Here is a 15,926-nt window from a genome sequence, read left to right as displayed (position 1 = left end):
ATTTCGAGAAGGTTTGGTAGAAGGGGAACTCTGCCCCTGACCACCGCCGAAGGGGTGAGGCAATGGCTGAATTGCTTTGGCATACATTTGCCCGTGATCGGGCGGAACTCGACCGGCAGTACGAGGCGCCGGCGTACCGCGAGGCGTCTGGGCTGGTTTACGACGATCTGGAGAAGGGTGCGCTGGCCTTGGCTGAGGGCCTCGCCGGCGAGCCGCACCCGGTGGTGAAGGCGCGGGCTTTTGCCTTCATTCTGGCGAATGCCCGGCTGGCGGTGAATCCGCTGGACTGGTTTGGCTTTCATTTTGACGTGGTGAAGGTGGTTGGCAAGGCCGATATTGGCTGGCATGTGCGGATGATTCTGGGGCGGCTCAGCGGCAAATGGATCAACGAGCTGTGCCAGGGGTCGGTGCAGCCCTATGTGAGCGAGCGCGCGCGGCAGGGGCGGGACGACGGGCTTTTTGTGATGTATCCGGACTACGCCCATTCGTCGCCTAACTGGGACGACCTGCTGGCACTGGGGCTGCCGGGGCTGCTTGCCCGCACGCGGCATTTCCGCTGCGAGCAGACGGAGTTGACGCCAGCGCAGACGGCCTTTTACGACGGCATCGAGATCAGCTACGAGGCGATGATCGGTTTTGCCGAGCGTCTGGCAGCGGAGGTGTCATTGCATGCGGCCGGCAGTGCGAAGATGCAGCGGCTGGCGGACGCGTTGCGGCGTCTGGCCGTTGCGGCGCCGGTGAACACCTACGAGGCGTTGGTGCTGGCGATGTTCTACTGGAAGCTGCAGGAAAATGTTGAGATGGCGCGGGTGCGCACGCTTGGGGACATGGGCGTGCTCTACAACGGTTTCTACCAGCGTGATGTGGCTAGTGGCGCGGCGACTCGCGAGCAGATCAAGGAGCTGTTCAAGTATTTCTTGAATCATTTTGCGGCGATGCACGTGCTCTATCAGCAGCCCATGTATTTCGGATCCATGGACGCTGCTGGGAAGGTGCAGATCACTGAGTTGAGCCGGCTGATTTTCGACGCTTACGACGAGTGCGGGCTTTACGACCCGAAACTGCAGGTGTGCATTGCCGAGGCCACGCCGGATGCTTTCATCAAGCGGGTACTGGAAGCCATTCGCGGCGGCAATAGCAGCATTTCGCTGATCAACAGTGAGAATGCCATTGCGTCGCTGCTGAAGTGCGGCATGAGCCTGGAGGACGCCCGGACTTTCGTTATGACGGGCTGTTGGGACTACGCTGTTCGCAACGAGGCCAAGACAATACCCCTGCGGCTCAATTTGCCGAAGGTGGTCGAACTGACGCTGAACAACGGGGTGGATCCCCTCACTGGGCATCGCCTGGGGCCTGCCACCGGCGAAGCGGAGAGCCTCGTGAGCTTCGAAGCCTTTTACGTTGCCTTCAAGCGACAGCTGGCTGATATCACACAGTACATGATGGCCATCGCCAACTGCTTCGAGCCGTTTCTGCACGAATTCAATCCGACATCGTTGTATTCGGCGACCATTGCTGAGAGTTTGCTGCGCGGTGTGGATGCGTATGCCTTCGGGGCGAAAGTCTGCAGCACAGTCTTCAACGTCAGTTGTCTGGCGACGACGGTGGATTCACTGGCGGCCGTGAAAAAATATGTCTATGACCGCAGTGATATCAGCTTGCCGGCGTTGGCGGCGGCGCTGCGGCAGGATTGGCAGGGCGCCGAGGAGCTCCGTGAGCGTATTCGCGCCGACCGCGACAAATACGGCAGTGGCAGCGCGCTGGCTGACGAACTGATGGTCGATCTCACCGACTACACGACGTCGTTGATCAACAACCAGCCTAACGGCCGTGGGGGCTTCTACAAACAGGGGCAGATATCCATTGACTTCAATGTCAAATTCGGTGCCAAGACCGGTGCGACGCCGGATGGCCGGCGCTGTGGCGAGCCCCATTCCAAAAATCTCTCGGCGACGGTCGGTATGGATCGGCAGGGCCTGACGGGGCTGATCAACTCGGTGACCAAGATGGACATGAGCAATTTCAACCATGCCGGCATGCTCGATTTCATCATGCACCCCAGCGCCGTTCAGGGCGACGATGGCCTGGAGATCATGCTGGCGCTGGTACGAACCTATTTCCGCAAGGGCGGGCATTCCATTCAGGGTAACGTCTTCGACGCGCGGTTGCTGCGGGATGCCCAGGCGCACCCGGATCGCTATGCGACCCTGCAGGTGCGCGTCTGCGGTTGGAATGTTTATTTCGTCAACTTGAGCCGCAAAGAGCAGGATCTGTTCATTGCTCAGGCCGAGCACCTCGAAAAGATGGGGGCGCACTGAATGAGCACGGCGGCCATCCAGTCCTTTCTGATGCTCGGGCAGTCGAATATGGCCGGCCGCGGTGATCTTGGCGTCGTGCCGGACATTGTCCATCCGGACATCCTCATGCTGCGGGATCACGGGTGGGTGCCCATGCGAGAGCCCATCAATCCCGATCGGCCCTTCGCCGGCGTGGGGCTGGCGGCCAGCTTCGCCGAGGAATTTGTGAAGGCCGACGGCGGCCGGGTGGGGCTCATTCCCTGCGCCGACGGCGGGACTTGCCTGGATCAGTGGGCGGTCGGCGGTGCGTTGTACAGCCAGGCGCTGCGGCGGGCGCGACAGGCCCAGCAGGATAGCCATATCGTCGGCATTCTTTGGCATCAGGGCGAAAATGACAGTCACAGCCAGGCCGACGCCGACGCCTACGAGGAGAAATTCACTTGCATCATGGACAGTCTCACGCACGAACTGGGTATTACGGAGGTGCCGTTGGTTCTCGGCGAGATCGGCGAGTTTGCGGGCCAGTATCAGAATGGCCGCTGTCGTTTCTTTCCGCTGGTCAATGCCGCACTGCACCGGCTTGCGCAGAGCCGGCCGCATTGCGCCATTGCGTCGGCGGTTGGCCTGACGCCGCGCGAGGACCTGATTCACTTCGACTCGCCGAGCTGCCGGACGTTCGGCCGCCGTTATTTCGCCGCATATCAGTGTTTGCGCACGGCCACGCCATGCTGACGTTGCGCGTGGCGCGACTGCAGCATGGCGAACAGGTCTATTTCAGGCGTTTTCTCGCTTGGAGGCATTGGAACAACGGGAGAACAACAAGCAATTTTGGGCGTTTGCTGGCGAGGGAACCACTGCGACTGATATGCTGTTGTTTGCTGTGTAGGGAGATATTGCCAACCGGTGGACGGTACCCCAGGCTGAATTGATTCCGCATTTGCTTGAGGGCAAAACTCACGAGGAGATTGCCAATATCCTCAAGGTCAAGCGGCAGAATGTCAGCAAAATTGCCAACGCCGGCAAGTGGGACTATTTTCGTCGGCTGCTGCGGATAAGTGCCAACGCTTAGCAACCTAATTTGGTTGCATTGTTGAAAGCAATCTTATTTGGTTGCCTGGGAATGCAATGAAACGACGTGGAATAGTGGGAGGATGTTCATGGAGATGACAGCGTTGGGTAATGTGCGAAATCTTGTGATGAACACATGTATTTGCGCCAATGTGACCGAATCTCTTCTTTTGCGAAAGGATTTTATACAATAGACTCCTTGTTAGGTAGTTATGCATGAATTTGCCCCGTAGGGGCACGACCATGCTTAACCCCAGGCTTCAGCCTGGGGTAAGGTGTCCTATCGAACAGTGCCTCGTAGAGGCACTACAGCACCGAAGTCTTGGTTGAAAATGGTCTGTAATCGTGTTCAGATTGTGTTTGTCAGGCAACCAGTTGTGCCCCTACGGGGCACGATTGACTGGAGAGCATTTTCCCCAGGCTAAAGCCTGGGGTTAAGCATAGTTAAGCGCCTACGGCGCATGTCAAGTATCTCTTTCTATCACAAGATTTCGCACATTACCCAGCGTTGTGGAAGGGCGCGGTGCTATACGTCTCGGCGATTTTCTGCTTGACTTGGCTGGGGGGCAGGTTCATCGCTTTGTGTTTGCGGGGCTTGTCTGGAGCTGCATCTGGACGACCTGGGGTCGGCCAAAAGATCGGTTATGTGGAGCGCCTCCTGATTTTCATTTTTGTGCTCTGTGGCAGTATTGAAGCTATAGGTTTTTTGATCACGGCGAAATCGATATTGCGTTTTAGTGAGAGTTCCAAAGACAAGCAGTACGCTGAGTACGTGCTTCTTGGCACTCTGCTGAGCTATCTGCTTGCATTGATCGTGGCCTTGGCAACCCGATATGCCCAAAGCAGCATTGGGGTAGGGGGTGCGTAGGTCATTTTAGGTGGTGTTTGTCGATGCTGGCTTGTGATTCGATCCAGCCGATATCGCCGAGGATGACGTAGAAGCAGGGGAGGGCGAAGAGGACGAGGAAAGTTGATGCCAGTAGTCCGAACGCCGTGCTGATGATCAGTGGTTTGAGGATTTGTGCCTGGAGGCTGCGTTCGAGGAGAATGGGCAGGAGGCCAGCGATGGTGGTGCTGCTGGTCATGAGGATGGCGCGGACGCGATCGCGGCTGGCGGCCACGGCGGCTTCGGGCAGCGCCTGGCCTTCCTGGCGGGCATTTTTGAGGAAGAGCACCAGCAGGATGGAGTCATTGACCACGACGCCGGCCATGGCGATAAAGCCCAGCAGGCTCGGCATGCTGATAGGCACGCCCATGAGCACGTGGCCCCAGATGATGCCGATGATGGAGAAGGGTATCGCGATCATCACGATCAGCGGCTCAGTGTAGGTCCGGAATTGGAAGGACAGGAGAATGAAGATGCCGACCATGCCCATGGCCAGGGCCTTGAGCATGGACTTGCGGGCAAAGCGCGTTTCCGTTAGCTCGCCGGCGAAGCTCACCTCGACGCCGGGATAGCGCTGTTGCAGATCGGGCATGACCTGTTGGCGAAAGAGCCCGGCCAGTTCGTTATTGTTGACCAAGCGGGTGTCGATTTCGCCGATGACCGTCACTGTTCGCTGGCGGTTGAAACGGCCGATGCGCGCCCAGCCGCGGCCTTCAGCCCAGGTCACGAGACTGCGTAAGGGCGCCTGGCGGCCATCCGGCAGGACGATCATGAAGTCGTGGAGATCGCGGCGGCTGTTGCGGTCGGCGTCGGTCATGCGGACATCGATTTCGTAGGATTCGTTGCCGACTAGGATTTCATCGGCGGTGATGCCTTTGAAGGCGCCGCGCAGTTGCTGGGCGATATCTTCGGCGCTGCTGCCGGCGTTGTGGGCCTCCTCGCGCAGGCTCAGGCGCAGTTCGGGTTTGCCCCGGCGGAGGTCGTCGCTGAGATTGAAGACGCCTGGGAAGCGTCGGTACCAGTCTTGGATTGCCAGCGCGGCGTCTTTGAGCGCTTGCAGGTTCTGTCCGCGGAGTCGAATTTCGATGGGGCGGCCGGCGGGTCCGAAGCCCGGCTCGGTGATACTGAGGCTGATGACGTCGCTGAGGGTGCCGATCTGTCGTTGCCATTCGGCGATGTAGTCGTTGATGCTGCCCGAACGGATTTCGGCGGCAAGGAGATCCACCGTGATGGTGGCGACGTGGGGGCCATTCTCGAAGGCGTCGCTGTTCAGGCCGAATTGCACGAAGCTGTTTTTGACTAGCGCTTGCTGTTCGGGCTGTTTTGGCGTGAAGACATCGTTGCAGCGCTGGAGGGCGTCAAGAATGTGGTCGACGATTTCATCGGTCCGCGCCAGTGGCGTTCCTTGCGGCAGCAGCAGCCGTGCTGTCAGGACATCGCCCTCCAGCTCTGGGAAGCCCTGTATTTTCAGGCGGCCGCTGGCGATCAGGCCAACCGAGAGAATGAAGAGCGCGAGTACAGCGCTGAACACCAGGTAGCGGACGCGAATGAGTTTGGCGGTAGTGCCGGCGATAATTCGCAGGCGAAACCACGCGAAAAGCGCGTCGAGTTTTTGGCGCAGCCTGCTGACTTTGTTATCGCGCTGGCGTGCCATGGCGTGGTGCAGATGGGCGGGGAGGATGGTGAAGGCCTCGATCAGGCTCACTGTCAACACCAGCAGGAGGATCATCGGCACCACGCGTAGCACTCGGCCGATCTGGCCCGTGATTAGTGCCAATGGACCGAGGACGCAGATGGTGGTGACAAAGGATGAAAAGACGCCGGCGGCGACTTCGCGGGTGCCGTCGATCGCGGCCGCCAGCGGAGTTTTGCCCTGTTCGCGATGAGTGGCGATGTTTTCGGCGATGACGATGGCGTCGTCCATCAGCAGTCCCAGGGCCAGTAGCAGACCGACCATGGTAAACATATTGACCGTGAGCCCCAGCAGGGGCGCCAGGAGGAATGCGCCCAAAAATGACACCGGCAGGCCCATGGCCACCCAGAACGACACGCGGGCGCTGAAGAACGCCCACATCACCAGGAAGACCAACAGCATGCCCTGGACGCCGTTGCTGAGCAGCATATCGAGGCGGTCCTGCAAAATGATCGATTCGTCCTGGGTGATGGTGAAAGACAGCTGTGGGTGGCGGTGGGACTCTGCCTGAATCAGTGCCTTGGCGCGCTTGGCTATCCGGATGCTGTCGTCCTGCTTGTTTTTCCGGATGGACAGCAGCGCGGCCCGTCGGCCATGGTGTTCGATGCGGTCTTCGTTGATTTCGAAGACATCGGCGATTTCGGCGATGTCACCCAGGCGCACGAGTGCGCCGCTGGTCGTGGCTCGGACCACGATGTTCTTGAGTTCGTCGGCGGAGCGGCGCTGGTCAGTAAGGCGAATGAGAATGTCCTGGTCGCGGCTTTCAATCGTGCCCAGCGGGAGGTCGCGATTTTGGCTGGCGATGGCATTGGCAACGGCTGGCACGCTCAGGCCGCTGCGGCGCAAGGCCCGTTCGGAGAGACTGACGCGGAACTGCCGTTCGGAAAAACCGGCGATGTCGACCAACGGCAGGCCGGATTCTTGCAGGCGGTCTTTGAAGTCCTCGCTGTAGTCCTTGAGGCCGGCCGCGTCCACGGGGCCGGAGATGATGAGGCCAAGAACGTGGTCGGTGCGGCCGAGTTCTTGCACCACGGGCTTTTCCGTGTCAGCGGGAAAGTCGTCAATGGCGTCGATGGCACGTTCAATGTCGTTGAAGAAGACCTGGAAGTCGCCGTTGTTGCTCATCTCGACCGTGGTGATGCAGAGGCTTTCGCGGGCGTCGACGCGAATTTCCTCGATATGGCTGATGTCGTCCAAGGCGTCTTCAATGCGTTGGGCGATGGCTTCTTCGACGTCTTCAGCGCTGGCGCCAGGGAATTGCACGCGAATTTCGACCTCGCTGGGGCTGAAGTCGGGCATGGTTTCGCGGCGTAGCCGCGGTAGTGCGGCCAGGCCGCTGATGAGGAACAGCGCCATGAGGAGATTGGCGGCGGTGGGATGCTCGGCGAAGAAGCGGATCATGGTCGGGCCTCCTCGCCGACGGCTTGGTCGCGTAGCCGTGCTGGCAACGCGTGGTCATGCACGGGATCGATGAGCATGCCGTCAATGGCCGGTGAGAGATCGGAGAGCACGACCAGCTCATTTTCCTGGAGGCCATCGCTGATGACGGCCAGATCGCCTTGCAGAATAGCGACTTCCACCGGGCGTTGCCGCAGGCGTGAGTCGGCATCCAGGACGAAGACGTGGCCATTGTGCACGGCGCTGGCTGGTAGCACCATGGCGTTCGCTTGCACGGGGGCCATGAGTTCCACCGCGCAGAACATGCCTTTGATTAACAGCGGGCGGACTCCGGGGATTACCTGGGCAAAGGGATTGTCGACGACGGCGACGACGCCGATGTCGCGGGTTTGCGGGTCGGCGGTTTCGCGGATGCGATCGAAGCGCGCTGGCCATGACGCGTGCCAGTTGCCGCTGTCCAGCCGCACGGTTACAGATAAATCAAAAAGCTCACGCAGCGCGGTCATGGTCAGGCCCGGTTGAAGTTGCTGGCGTTTGTCTAGCGGGAGGAGATCCCGGAGTTGTTCAGGGCGGAAACGGGCTTCGACGTCCACCTGGTCGGTGCCGTGGGCTGCAAAAAGCTGCTGATTGACTTGCAGGACCTGGCCGACTTCGATGTTGACATCGCCGAGGCGGCATTGGTAGGGCGTGCGGATTATGGTGCGTTCCAGGTCGATGCGCGCGCGCTGGAGATTGGCTTCGGCGGCCGCGATGCCGGCGTTGATGGCTGCCTGGCGTGCGGGCAGGAGTGCCAGCTGGCTATTGAGGCGTTGAATGGCCTGGTCCTGGAGGAGCACCTGCCGTTCTTCGCGGTCCATTTGGTCAGGCGGCACGACTGATTGTTCGCTGAGACCGCGCACGCGCTCAAGGGACTTTTTCGCCAAGGTCAGAGAACGCTCCTCGATGGCCAGTGATGCTTGCAAGTTGCGTTCTTCGGCGACGAGCTCCTGCTGACGGGCAGTCAACTCACTGAGGCTGGCTTGCAACGCTGCCACGGCCAGCTCATAATCGACCGGGTCGATTTTGACCAGGACCTCGCCGGCGTCAATGATCGCCCCCGGCAGGAGTTGTTCGTGGACGGCAACGACCCGCCCTTTGACCTCTGCCACAGCCAGCCAGATGCGACGGGGAGTGACGACGCCGTACGCACGCTGCATAGGCCGAAAGGGCAGACGGGCCACGGCGATGACCCGGGCCGCTTGGCGATGCTCTGCCACGTCAGTGGGCTGGGGCCGGCGACGAGTTTTGACCAGGCCAATGACGACTGCCAGTGCCAGCGCCACGGGCAGCGTCCGGAGGGCAATTCTGAAAAGGCGAGCAAAAAAACGGCTGCTTTTTGTGGTCATGGCTTGTCTGTTGTCCTTGATGGTGGTAGCGCTTGTTCTGTGTCGGTGATACCGGACCGTGCGCAAACTTGAATTGCTTGTCTCAGACACCGCGCAATTCTCACAGTCGCATGCGCCGGTGTGGAAAGGCGCAGACAAACTGGTAGCGGGGCGGTTCTCATTGCTGGCATAGGTACTATTTTGTGTAAGGCGGAGCGATGGTGAGGGAAGGTGCGCTATGGCGCTGGCCGTCGCGATCAATGACTGTAAGGGTGAGTTGTGCGGGCATGGTGGCGTCAATAGGCAGGACAAATTCGGCGGGCCAGAAATCGCGGGTGAAGGACTCGCTGACGCCGTTTTGCTCCAGGTGCAGTTCTGCCCGGTCGGCCTTATCGCCCTGGTGGTCGCTGTAGATATGGGCGAAAGCGCGGTCGGGGCCGAAGCCTAGCCAGTTGGCGCGGACGGTGCCGGCCAGGCCGTCGGTGCTGACCTCGGCGCGATAGCCATCGGCGGGTTTGAGCAGGGGCGTTTTTGCGCGTTGCCAGGACGCCGGGGGCTGCAGGCCCTGGAAACGCAGAATGCTCAGGCCTTGCGGGGAAACGGTTATGCGTGCCTGACTGCCGGCGGCATTTCGCGGGCGTTCGTGGTCTTTGTCCTGCCTGGAGAAGACGGCCTGGATGTCGCCAGTGAAATGAGTCAGATCAAGGGTGACGGTGCTTTCGACGGCGGTGTTGCTGGTGTTGCTGAGGAAGATGTAGACGCTGTCGTCGTCATAGCCGGCGAGCCAGTTGAGTTCGGGGCGATCGACGCTGACGCCTTTGCGGGGCAGCCACGGCCAGACGTCCTGGCGGTCGAAGACCCGGCCTGGCTGGTGTCCGAAGAGGCGGTTGTCGAACCACACGTAGCCGCATTGGCGGCCGGCGGGGAAAGCGATGGCGCCGGCGGAGCGCACTTCGAGGTCGGTGACGAGGTAGTCGGCCACCATCATGAGGAAGCAGGGGATGTGATGCCAGTAGATGCCGGAGACATCGGGCCCCTGCAGGGGATAGTCGGTGTTGCTGGTGATGTCGGTGAAGTCGGTGCGATAATAGCCCGGGTAGTTTCCCCAGCGGCCCAGCACGGCGTTGTGCGCGGCGGTGCGGAACAGCGGCTCGGGCGTCAGTGCGTCCAGGCGGAGCAAATGCGGTGCCCAGTTGGCCATGATGATATGCGCGCAGGTGCCCTGGCCGCGGCGGTAGGTCGTGGGCTGTTCGATGCCCAGGCCGACCACGCTCGGCAGCCAGCCGGGGACTTCTTTTTCTGGCACGCTGAGATAATCCAGTTCTTCGTGGGTGGTGGGATGGACACCGGTGATGGAGTTCGGCCAGCCGAGGAGGAACAGCTTGTCGCCCTTCAGCCAGATCCAGCCGTTGGTGCGGGTGCGATTGCCTTGGTGGATGGTCATCATGCCGGGCTGAACAACGGGCCAAGTGTAGAGCCCGACAATCATGCGTCGGGCGATCTCATTGGCCATGCGTGCCAGTTCCTGGTCGCCCGTGGCTTCAGCGACGGCCAGCAGCCCGCGCCAGTTGCCCGTGTGGGTCACCTGGAAGAAATGCACCGGGTTGATGTCGCGATTCTGGTTCTGCAGGTAGTTTCTGGCGTAGTCGATGGCTTCCTGCCGGGCGATTTCGAGGTGGCGTTGTTCGCCGGTGGCTTGGTAGGCGCCGAGCGCGTCATCCATGGCATGGACATTGCCGCGCTGGGGCGTGCCGTCGTCCGTAAAGGCCAGGTCGCAGAACTGCGGGCTGTAACCGCCGGTCAGCTGCCAGGCCGAAAGGCGGACGGCCGCTCCGTACATGCGGGTCGGTTGGCCCAGGTTAAAGCGGCCGTAGCGCCCGGGTGCGGCGGGGACGGCACCGGCGTGCTGATCGGGGCGCGACAGGAGGAAGGCCAGCGCCGGCGCGGCGCGGCGCGCGAGCAGGTCGTCGTCCCTGGTGAGCATGGCGGCCATGACCAGTGACAGTGGCGCAGCATGGGTGACGGTGTTTTTCGATTCGATGTTCCAGAAGCCCATTTGTGCGGGCGACCAGCCGGACGCGTCGTCGTCGGCCATAAGTGAGATGGTGTTGAGCAGCACATCAGTGAGGCTATTGCCGTGATTCTGGCGGTAATCACGCAAGTTGCAGAGCGTATTGGTGACGGCGCGGTAGGTCTCGAACCAATCATCGGCGCGGGCGATGAGATAGGCCCGCGCGCTGACGCTTTCACCGGCTTTGCGGGCGCTGCCGCTGGCGCCGGGGATGACCAGCCAGGCGGCGGGCTGTGCGTGGCCGTCGCTGTTGGCCAGTTGGAAGCCGGCTTCGAATTCCCGGCAGTCGGGCCAGGCCGTCGGCAGGTCCGCCGGGGCGATGGCGATGCCGGCGCAATGGGGGCCGGCGGTTTGCACGGTGGCCATGGGCGTAGCCGTCAATTCTGACGGAATGAGCTCGGGCCCAGCCGGCAGGCGGCGGTAGGCATGCAGGAAAGGGCAGCTGATTTCTTCAACGTCTTCTGGAGACACGGGCGCCGTCGCCGCATAACGCAAGCCATAGACGCCATCCGCGTTTGGCGTGAAGGTCAGGGTCAGGCGCGGGAATAGCTCGCTGGGGGCGAGTTCCCAGCGGGCAGTGATGGTGCCGGTGGTATTCTCGGCTTGCAGCTCGACGGCGTTTGCCAGTTGCCGGCATGCTTTGGGCAGGAAGTGCAGCATATCGCCGCACTCCTCGGGATTGCCGGTGGTGGTGGACATTCTGGTGTCGTAGCTGATGTCGTGGTAGCTGACCTTGAGGTCGCGGGGGGTGAGAAGCCAGTTGACCAGAATGCCGGCGCGGCGACCGTCGATCGTGAGTTCGTTGTGGGCTTTGAGGACGTCGTAGCATTCCAGTCGCGGGGCGATGATGGTTGTCGCGCCGCCGTTTTCGCTGCGGCAGTCCACGCGCAGCATGACGACGTCCTGGCCGTCGCGGCTGCCGGCGCTGAAGATCATGCTGATGGCGTCGTTGTCCAGGCGCGCCAGCACGCGGCCGCTGTCTTGTGCGTGCGCTGGCGACGCATTTACGCCGGGGCGGTCTGCCGCTGCGGCTGCCGCGAGTTTGTCTGGGCTGGTGGCGGGCAGGACCTTGGCGGTGGTGATGTCGTCTTGGGTGCGCGGGAGTGATGCGCCGGTGGGCACCAGCGCGATGGCGTCGGCGCGGCTCCAGGGTGTGATGCGTTGCAAGGCGACTATGGCCGGTCCCGCCTCAAGGTCGAAGCTGCCGCCGTCTTCCCACTGCCAGGCTGGTGCCTGCGGATTGTCGACTGCGTGGGCGCCGAATTCGCGTTGGCTGCGTTGGCCGTTGATTTCGACGACGAAGCGTCGCGTGCCGGGGCGGTCTTTGGGAAAGTCGCGGCTGCGCACCCACAGTTGCCAGCTGCCGTCGTGGGGGATGGCGATGAAGCCCACGGCTGGTCGCACGGCGTCTTCATTGGGCGTCATCAGGAAGCTGCGGCCGAGTGCGCCGCCTTCGCTGGTCTTGGTCCAGTCGCCGGCAAAGGGCAGGTCTTCCGCCTGGAAAAAGATGGCTTGGGGCTGAGCAACGGCGAGCAACGACAGGGTGAGGGTGAGGATCGTGATGCGCATGAGGACGGTCCTTTGGGGGTGAAACGGGAAATGCATGATGTGGGTAGTACGCGAAAATGCCTTATTACAATACTGGTCAGTCTGGGATTGGACAATGCTGGTGGACACCGAGGCCCCGGTGGACCCAGTGGACCCGGTGGACCCAGGGGACCCGGTGGACCCGGTAGACCCGGTGGACCCGGTGGACCCGGTGGATCCGGTGGATCCGGTGGACCCGGTGGACCCGGTGGACCCGCCGGCTTGTTTTGGAAAAGCGTTGCTTGCCGTGGTATTTCGTGTGCTGCCGGGATACATTCCAGTGGTTTTTGTTCATTATTTTGGGTGCCAGCTGCGTTGTTGCAGCTGGCATTACCGGGTGACATCTACAGACCGACGATTGCTGAAAGGGCCGATAATGAAACGGATGTGGCTGGGCGTGGCATTTTGCGGGCTATTCGGGGCGATGGCGGCGGAGTTGCCGCAGACGACGGTGTTGTATCACGAGGACTTCAGCGCCTATGCGCCGCAGGGCGAGCGGCAGCGCGTGGTGGATTCCGGTCAGGCGGAGTTTGCGCGGGCGCTGGAATTGACCAGCGTCCACAAGCCCGATGGCAAGCTTCACCAAGGCACGTGGCGCAGCGCCAAATTTGATGCCAGCGCGGCCGAAATTCTCGATATCGACTACTGGATCAAGTTTGGGACTGATAGCGCGCGCTATGCGATGTTGGCCAACGACCGTTCTTACAAGGCCATCACGGTGGTCCAGGACGGCGGCAAGCTGCAGGTGTCCAAAAGCCTCACGTGGAGCTGGCAGGACGTCGCCAGCGTTTCGTTAAACACCTGGCATCGCATCCGCTATAGCGTCAACAAAGTCCACGGGACCTACGATATTTACGTCGATAACTTGGTTACGCCGGCGCTGGCGGCCTTGCCGTATCGCGATCCGGCGACGGTGTCTCTGGACCAGGTCTGGATGCTGGGCAGCGAGCAAACCGACTCGGTGACCTTCCTGGGGCCGGTAACGGTCACCGCGCGGGCCAGTGGGGCCTTTCCGCCCCCGGCCTTGACGCAGGCGCCGTATTATGTCTGTGCCGCGTCGTGGGTTGATGCGCCGCCGGCGATTGACGATTTTCGGCGTCTGGCGCCGCCGTTGGCGTTGACGGCGAACAGCAGCGCGGCGGTGAGCGAGGCCGCGCAGGCGCGAGTGCTGCGTGATGCCGAGACACTGTATGTCCTGTTTGAATTTGCCGCTAAGGATATGGCCAAACGCACTGGCGAGATCACGGCGCGCGATGGCCGGGTGTGGGACAACGACTGTTTCGAGCTCTTCATACAGCCCGATCTGACCCAGGAACTCTACTACCATTTTGTGGGGAATTCGTCGGGCGGTCTCTATGATTCATGCCATCGCCAAGGCGAACGCGATGACAGCTGGAATGCCGCTTGGACGGCGCAGATCGACAAGGGCGATGGCCAGTGGACCGCGCTGGTGACGGTGCCTTTTGCTGAACTGGGCACGGCGGCGCCAGCCGGCGACGCGCTGTGGGGCTTCAATCCCTGCCGCGAAAATCCCCACGGCGAAGACGTGTTGAGCTGGACGGCGCTACGGAGTTTCCATGATCCGGCGCGTTTCGGCAAGCTGCTGTTTGTATCGCCGACTGACGAGCGGCCGACGGCGCTCCGGCAGCAGGTGCTGATTGACGCGCTGCTCAATCCGCAAGGGGCCCTGGCGGCGTTGGCGGCTAAGGTGCCAGGGGATTGCAGCGATTTGCCGGCGACGCTGCAACAGGCGTATGGGGTGTTGCGCAATGAGGTCGCCGCCGCCTTGGCGGAACTGTCCGAGCTCAAGACTTTCCCGGCCGCACGCATGGCATTGGAACAAGCCCGCGCGCTGGACGAACGGCTGACGGCGCTTGCAAGCGATTCCGAGCGGGCGCGGGCCTTCTTCGCTCCGGGCAGCGCGGCGAGTCAGCGCGGCTACGCCAGTATGGTGCTGAGTTCCATGACCAAAGTGTCGGACCAGGACACGGATTTTTATCAGCGGGGAGTTGAGCCGGCGCTGCGTCTGTCGGGCAACGAATACGGCAGTGTGCAGGTGCTGTTGATGGCGATGCCGGGCAAGCCTCTGACTGGCCTCGACGTCGACGTGACGTCACTGGCGGATGGCGCTGGACGGCCCCTGGCTGGCGCGTCGTGCAAGAGTTTCGTGGTGGATTTTGTGCGTACGGCGATGCCGCGGAAGGCCCCAGTGTATTATGCAGACGTGTTGCAGCCGGTACACTCAGGCGCCTTCCCGGAGCCGCGCGCGTTGGTGCCGGTGTGGGTGGATGTCTATCTGCCGGCGGGCGCGCCTGCCGGCGACTATCTGAGCACGGTGACTCTGCGGCCGCGTGGTTGCGCTCCTACGAGCGTGACGGTGCGGGTTCAGGCGACGGGGCTGACTTTGCCCAAGAGCGCTTCGCTGGACACGGCTTTTTGCTTCGATCGTTCTTGGGTGAAGGCCTTTTACGGCCAGGAGCCGTCGAAAGAGAGCATGACGGGGTTCTGGCAGTTCATCCTTGATCATCGGCTGGAGCCCATGAATCTCTGGGGCGGGGCCCATGATGTCGGGCTCGACTATCTTGACTACTGCGCCGAGAACGGCAAGACCATGCTGTTTTTGAGCATTCGGGATATCCGCAAGAAGGAAGCGTCGGTGCGCGAAATTGTGGAGAAGTACCGCGGGCGGTTGCGGCCGATATTCTTTGGGCACGACGAAGTGCTGATGTCCCGCAACCCCAGCGCGCTGGACAACATGATGCGCGATTACAGCGACGCCAAGGAACTGTTTCCAGACATTCCGCGCTTGAACACCGCCCGCGTTGACGAGCGGCTTTTTGGCTACGTGGATATCTGGTGTCCGCTGTTTCAGCACATCGACATCGAGGCGAATGCCGCGCGCGCGGCGTTGGGTGAGAAAATATGGTGGTACCCCACGGATTATCCTTTGACGCCATACGCGAATTTCAATTTGGATTCACCGGGGATTGATCCGCGGGTGATTCCGTTGATGACGTGGAAACTCGGACTCAGCGGCCTACTGTTCTGGGGGCTGAACCGCGAATGGCCGACCAACAGCCCGCGTGAGTTCGCGCACCTCAGCAATGAATTTATCGCCGAGCGGCGCATGGACTGGCTGGACGACGAACAGTTGACGGCGATGCGTGCTGGCGAGCTGCGTTGGCCGGCGATACCGTGGCTGCCCTATTTCCGGAGTGTCATGAATGCCAAGCACGTCAGCGTGACCAATGGCGGGGGCAATATGATGTATCCGGGGGCGGACTGGCAGCCGTTGTCGTCCATGCGCTTGAAGAATCTGCGCGATGGCATGCAGGACTACGAGTACCTGGTGATGCTCCGGGACAACGTGGCGCAGCTCAAGGCACGCGGTGGTCACGACGACATCGTGGCGGCCTCCGCATCATTGCTGGCCATTGACGACGCAGTGGTGGGCAGCGAGACCAGTTACAGCAAAGACCCGGTAGAGTATCTCGCCTACCGCAATAAGTTGATTGACATGGTATTGCGTAGTGCGGCCGTGCTGCGTAAGTAAGCATTTAAG

General features: G+C 61.4%; 7 protein-coding genes. 4 read left to right on the top strand and 3 right to left on the bottom strand.

What is annotated here, in order from left to right; all coding sequences use genetic code 11:
* Positions 1-62 precede the first annotated feature (62 nt).
* From J3R75_RS04085 to J3R75_RS04075, 3 genes are all read left to right on the top strand, one after another.
* Entirely contained in the window at positions 63-2,318 is a 2,256-nt protein-coding gene (locus J3R75_RS04085; protein ID WP_307260075.1) for a pyruvate formate lyase family protein, read from the top strand.
* Entirely contained in the window at positions 2,319-3,029 is a 711-nt protein-coding gene (locus J3R75_RS04080) for a sialate O-acetylesterase (protein WP_307260074.1), read from the top strand. It abuts the gene before it with no gap.
* Positions 3,030-3,234: 205 nt separating this feature from the next.
* Positions 3,235-3,366 carry a PDZ domain-containing protein gene (locus J3R75_RS04075; RefSeq protein WP_307260073.1) on the top strand — a complete coding sequence of 44 codons (132 nt, stop codon included), beginning with the start codon at positions 3,235-3,237 and terminating at the stop codon, positions 3,364-3,366.
* 868 nt (positions 3,367-4,234) lie between these two features.
* Here J3R75_RS04075 and J3R75_RS04070 read toward each other — a convergent pair.
* The 3 genes from J3R75_RS04070 to J3R75_RS04060 all read right to left on the bottom strand — a co-directional run bounded on the left by J3R75_RS04070 (position 4,235) and on the right by J3R75_RS04060 (position 12,346).
* Positions 4,235-7,345 (bottom strand): efflux RND transporter permease subunit, encoded by a 3,111-nt coding sequence (locus tag J3R75_RS04070; protein WP_307260072.1) that lies wholly within the window; start codon positions 7,343-7,345, stop codon positions 4,235-4,237.
* Entirely contained in the window at positions 7,342-8,727 is a 1,386-nt protein-coding gene (locus tag J3R75_RS04065) for an efflux RND transporter periplasmic adaptor subunit (RefSeq protein WP_307260071.1), read from the bottom strand. The genes J3R75_RS04070 and J3R75_RS04065 overlap by 4 nt, the downstream gene beginning before the upstream one ends.
* Before the next feature lie 175 nt (positions 8,728-8,902).
* Positions 8,903-12,346, bottom strand: coding sequence for a hypothetical protein (locus J3R75_RS04060; protein WP_307260069.1), 3,444 nt, complete (start codon positions 12,344-12,346; stop codon positions 8,903-8,905).
* A 34-nt stretch (positions 12,347-12,380) separates the two neighbouring features.
* Here J3R75_RS04060 and J3R75_RS04055 point away from each other — a divergent pair, with 34 nt between their 5' ends.
* Positions 12,381-15,917 carry a glycoside hydrolase domain-containing protein gene (locus J3R75_RS04055; RefSeq protein WP_307260068.1) on the top strand — a complete coding sequence of 1,179 codons (3,537 nt, stop codon included), beginning with the start codon at positions 12,381-12,383 and terminating at the stop codon, positions 15,915-15,917.
* Positions 15,918-15,926 lie beyond the last annotated feature (9 nt).

Source organism: Oligosphaera ethanolica (genome assembly GCF_030814695.1).
Lineage (GTDB): Bacteria > Verrucomicrobiota > Lentisphaeria > Oligosphaerales > Oligosphaeraceae > Oligosphaera > Oligosphaera ethanolica.
Note: the sequence above shows the minus strand (reverse complement) of the source record. Positions and strands in the feature narration are given on the sequence as shown.

Bases quoted from the DNA above. Each gene is read 5' to 3' on its own strand.
- J3R75_RS04085 (WP_307260075.1), top strand. From the start codon at position 63: ATGGCTGAATTGCTTTGGCATACATTTGCCCGTGATCGGGCGGAACTC.
- J3R75_RS04080 (WP_307260074.1), top strand. From the start codon at position 2,319: ATGAGCACGGCGGCCATCCAGTCCTTTCTGATGCTCGGGCAGTCGAAT.
- J3R75_RS04070 (WP_307260072.1), bottom strand. From the start codon at position 7,345: ATGATCCGCTTCTTCGCCGAGCATCCCACCGCCGCCAATCTCCTCATG.
- J3R75_RS04065 (WP_307260071.1), bottom strand. From the start codon at position 8,727: ATGACCACAAAAAGCAGCCGTTTTTTTGCTCGCCTTTTCAGAATTGCC.
- J3R75_RS04060 (WP_307260069.1), bottom strand. From the start codon at position 12,346: ATGCGCATCACGATCCTCACCCTCACCCTGTCGTTGCTCGCCGTTGCT.
- J3R75_RS04055 (WP_307260068.1), top strand. From the start codon at position 12,381: ATGATGTGGGTAGTACGCGAAAATGCCTTATTACAATACTGGTCAGTC.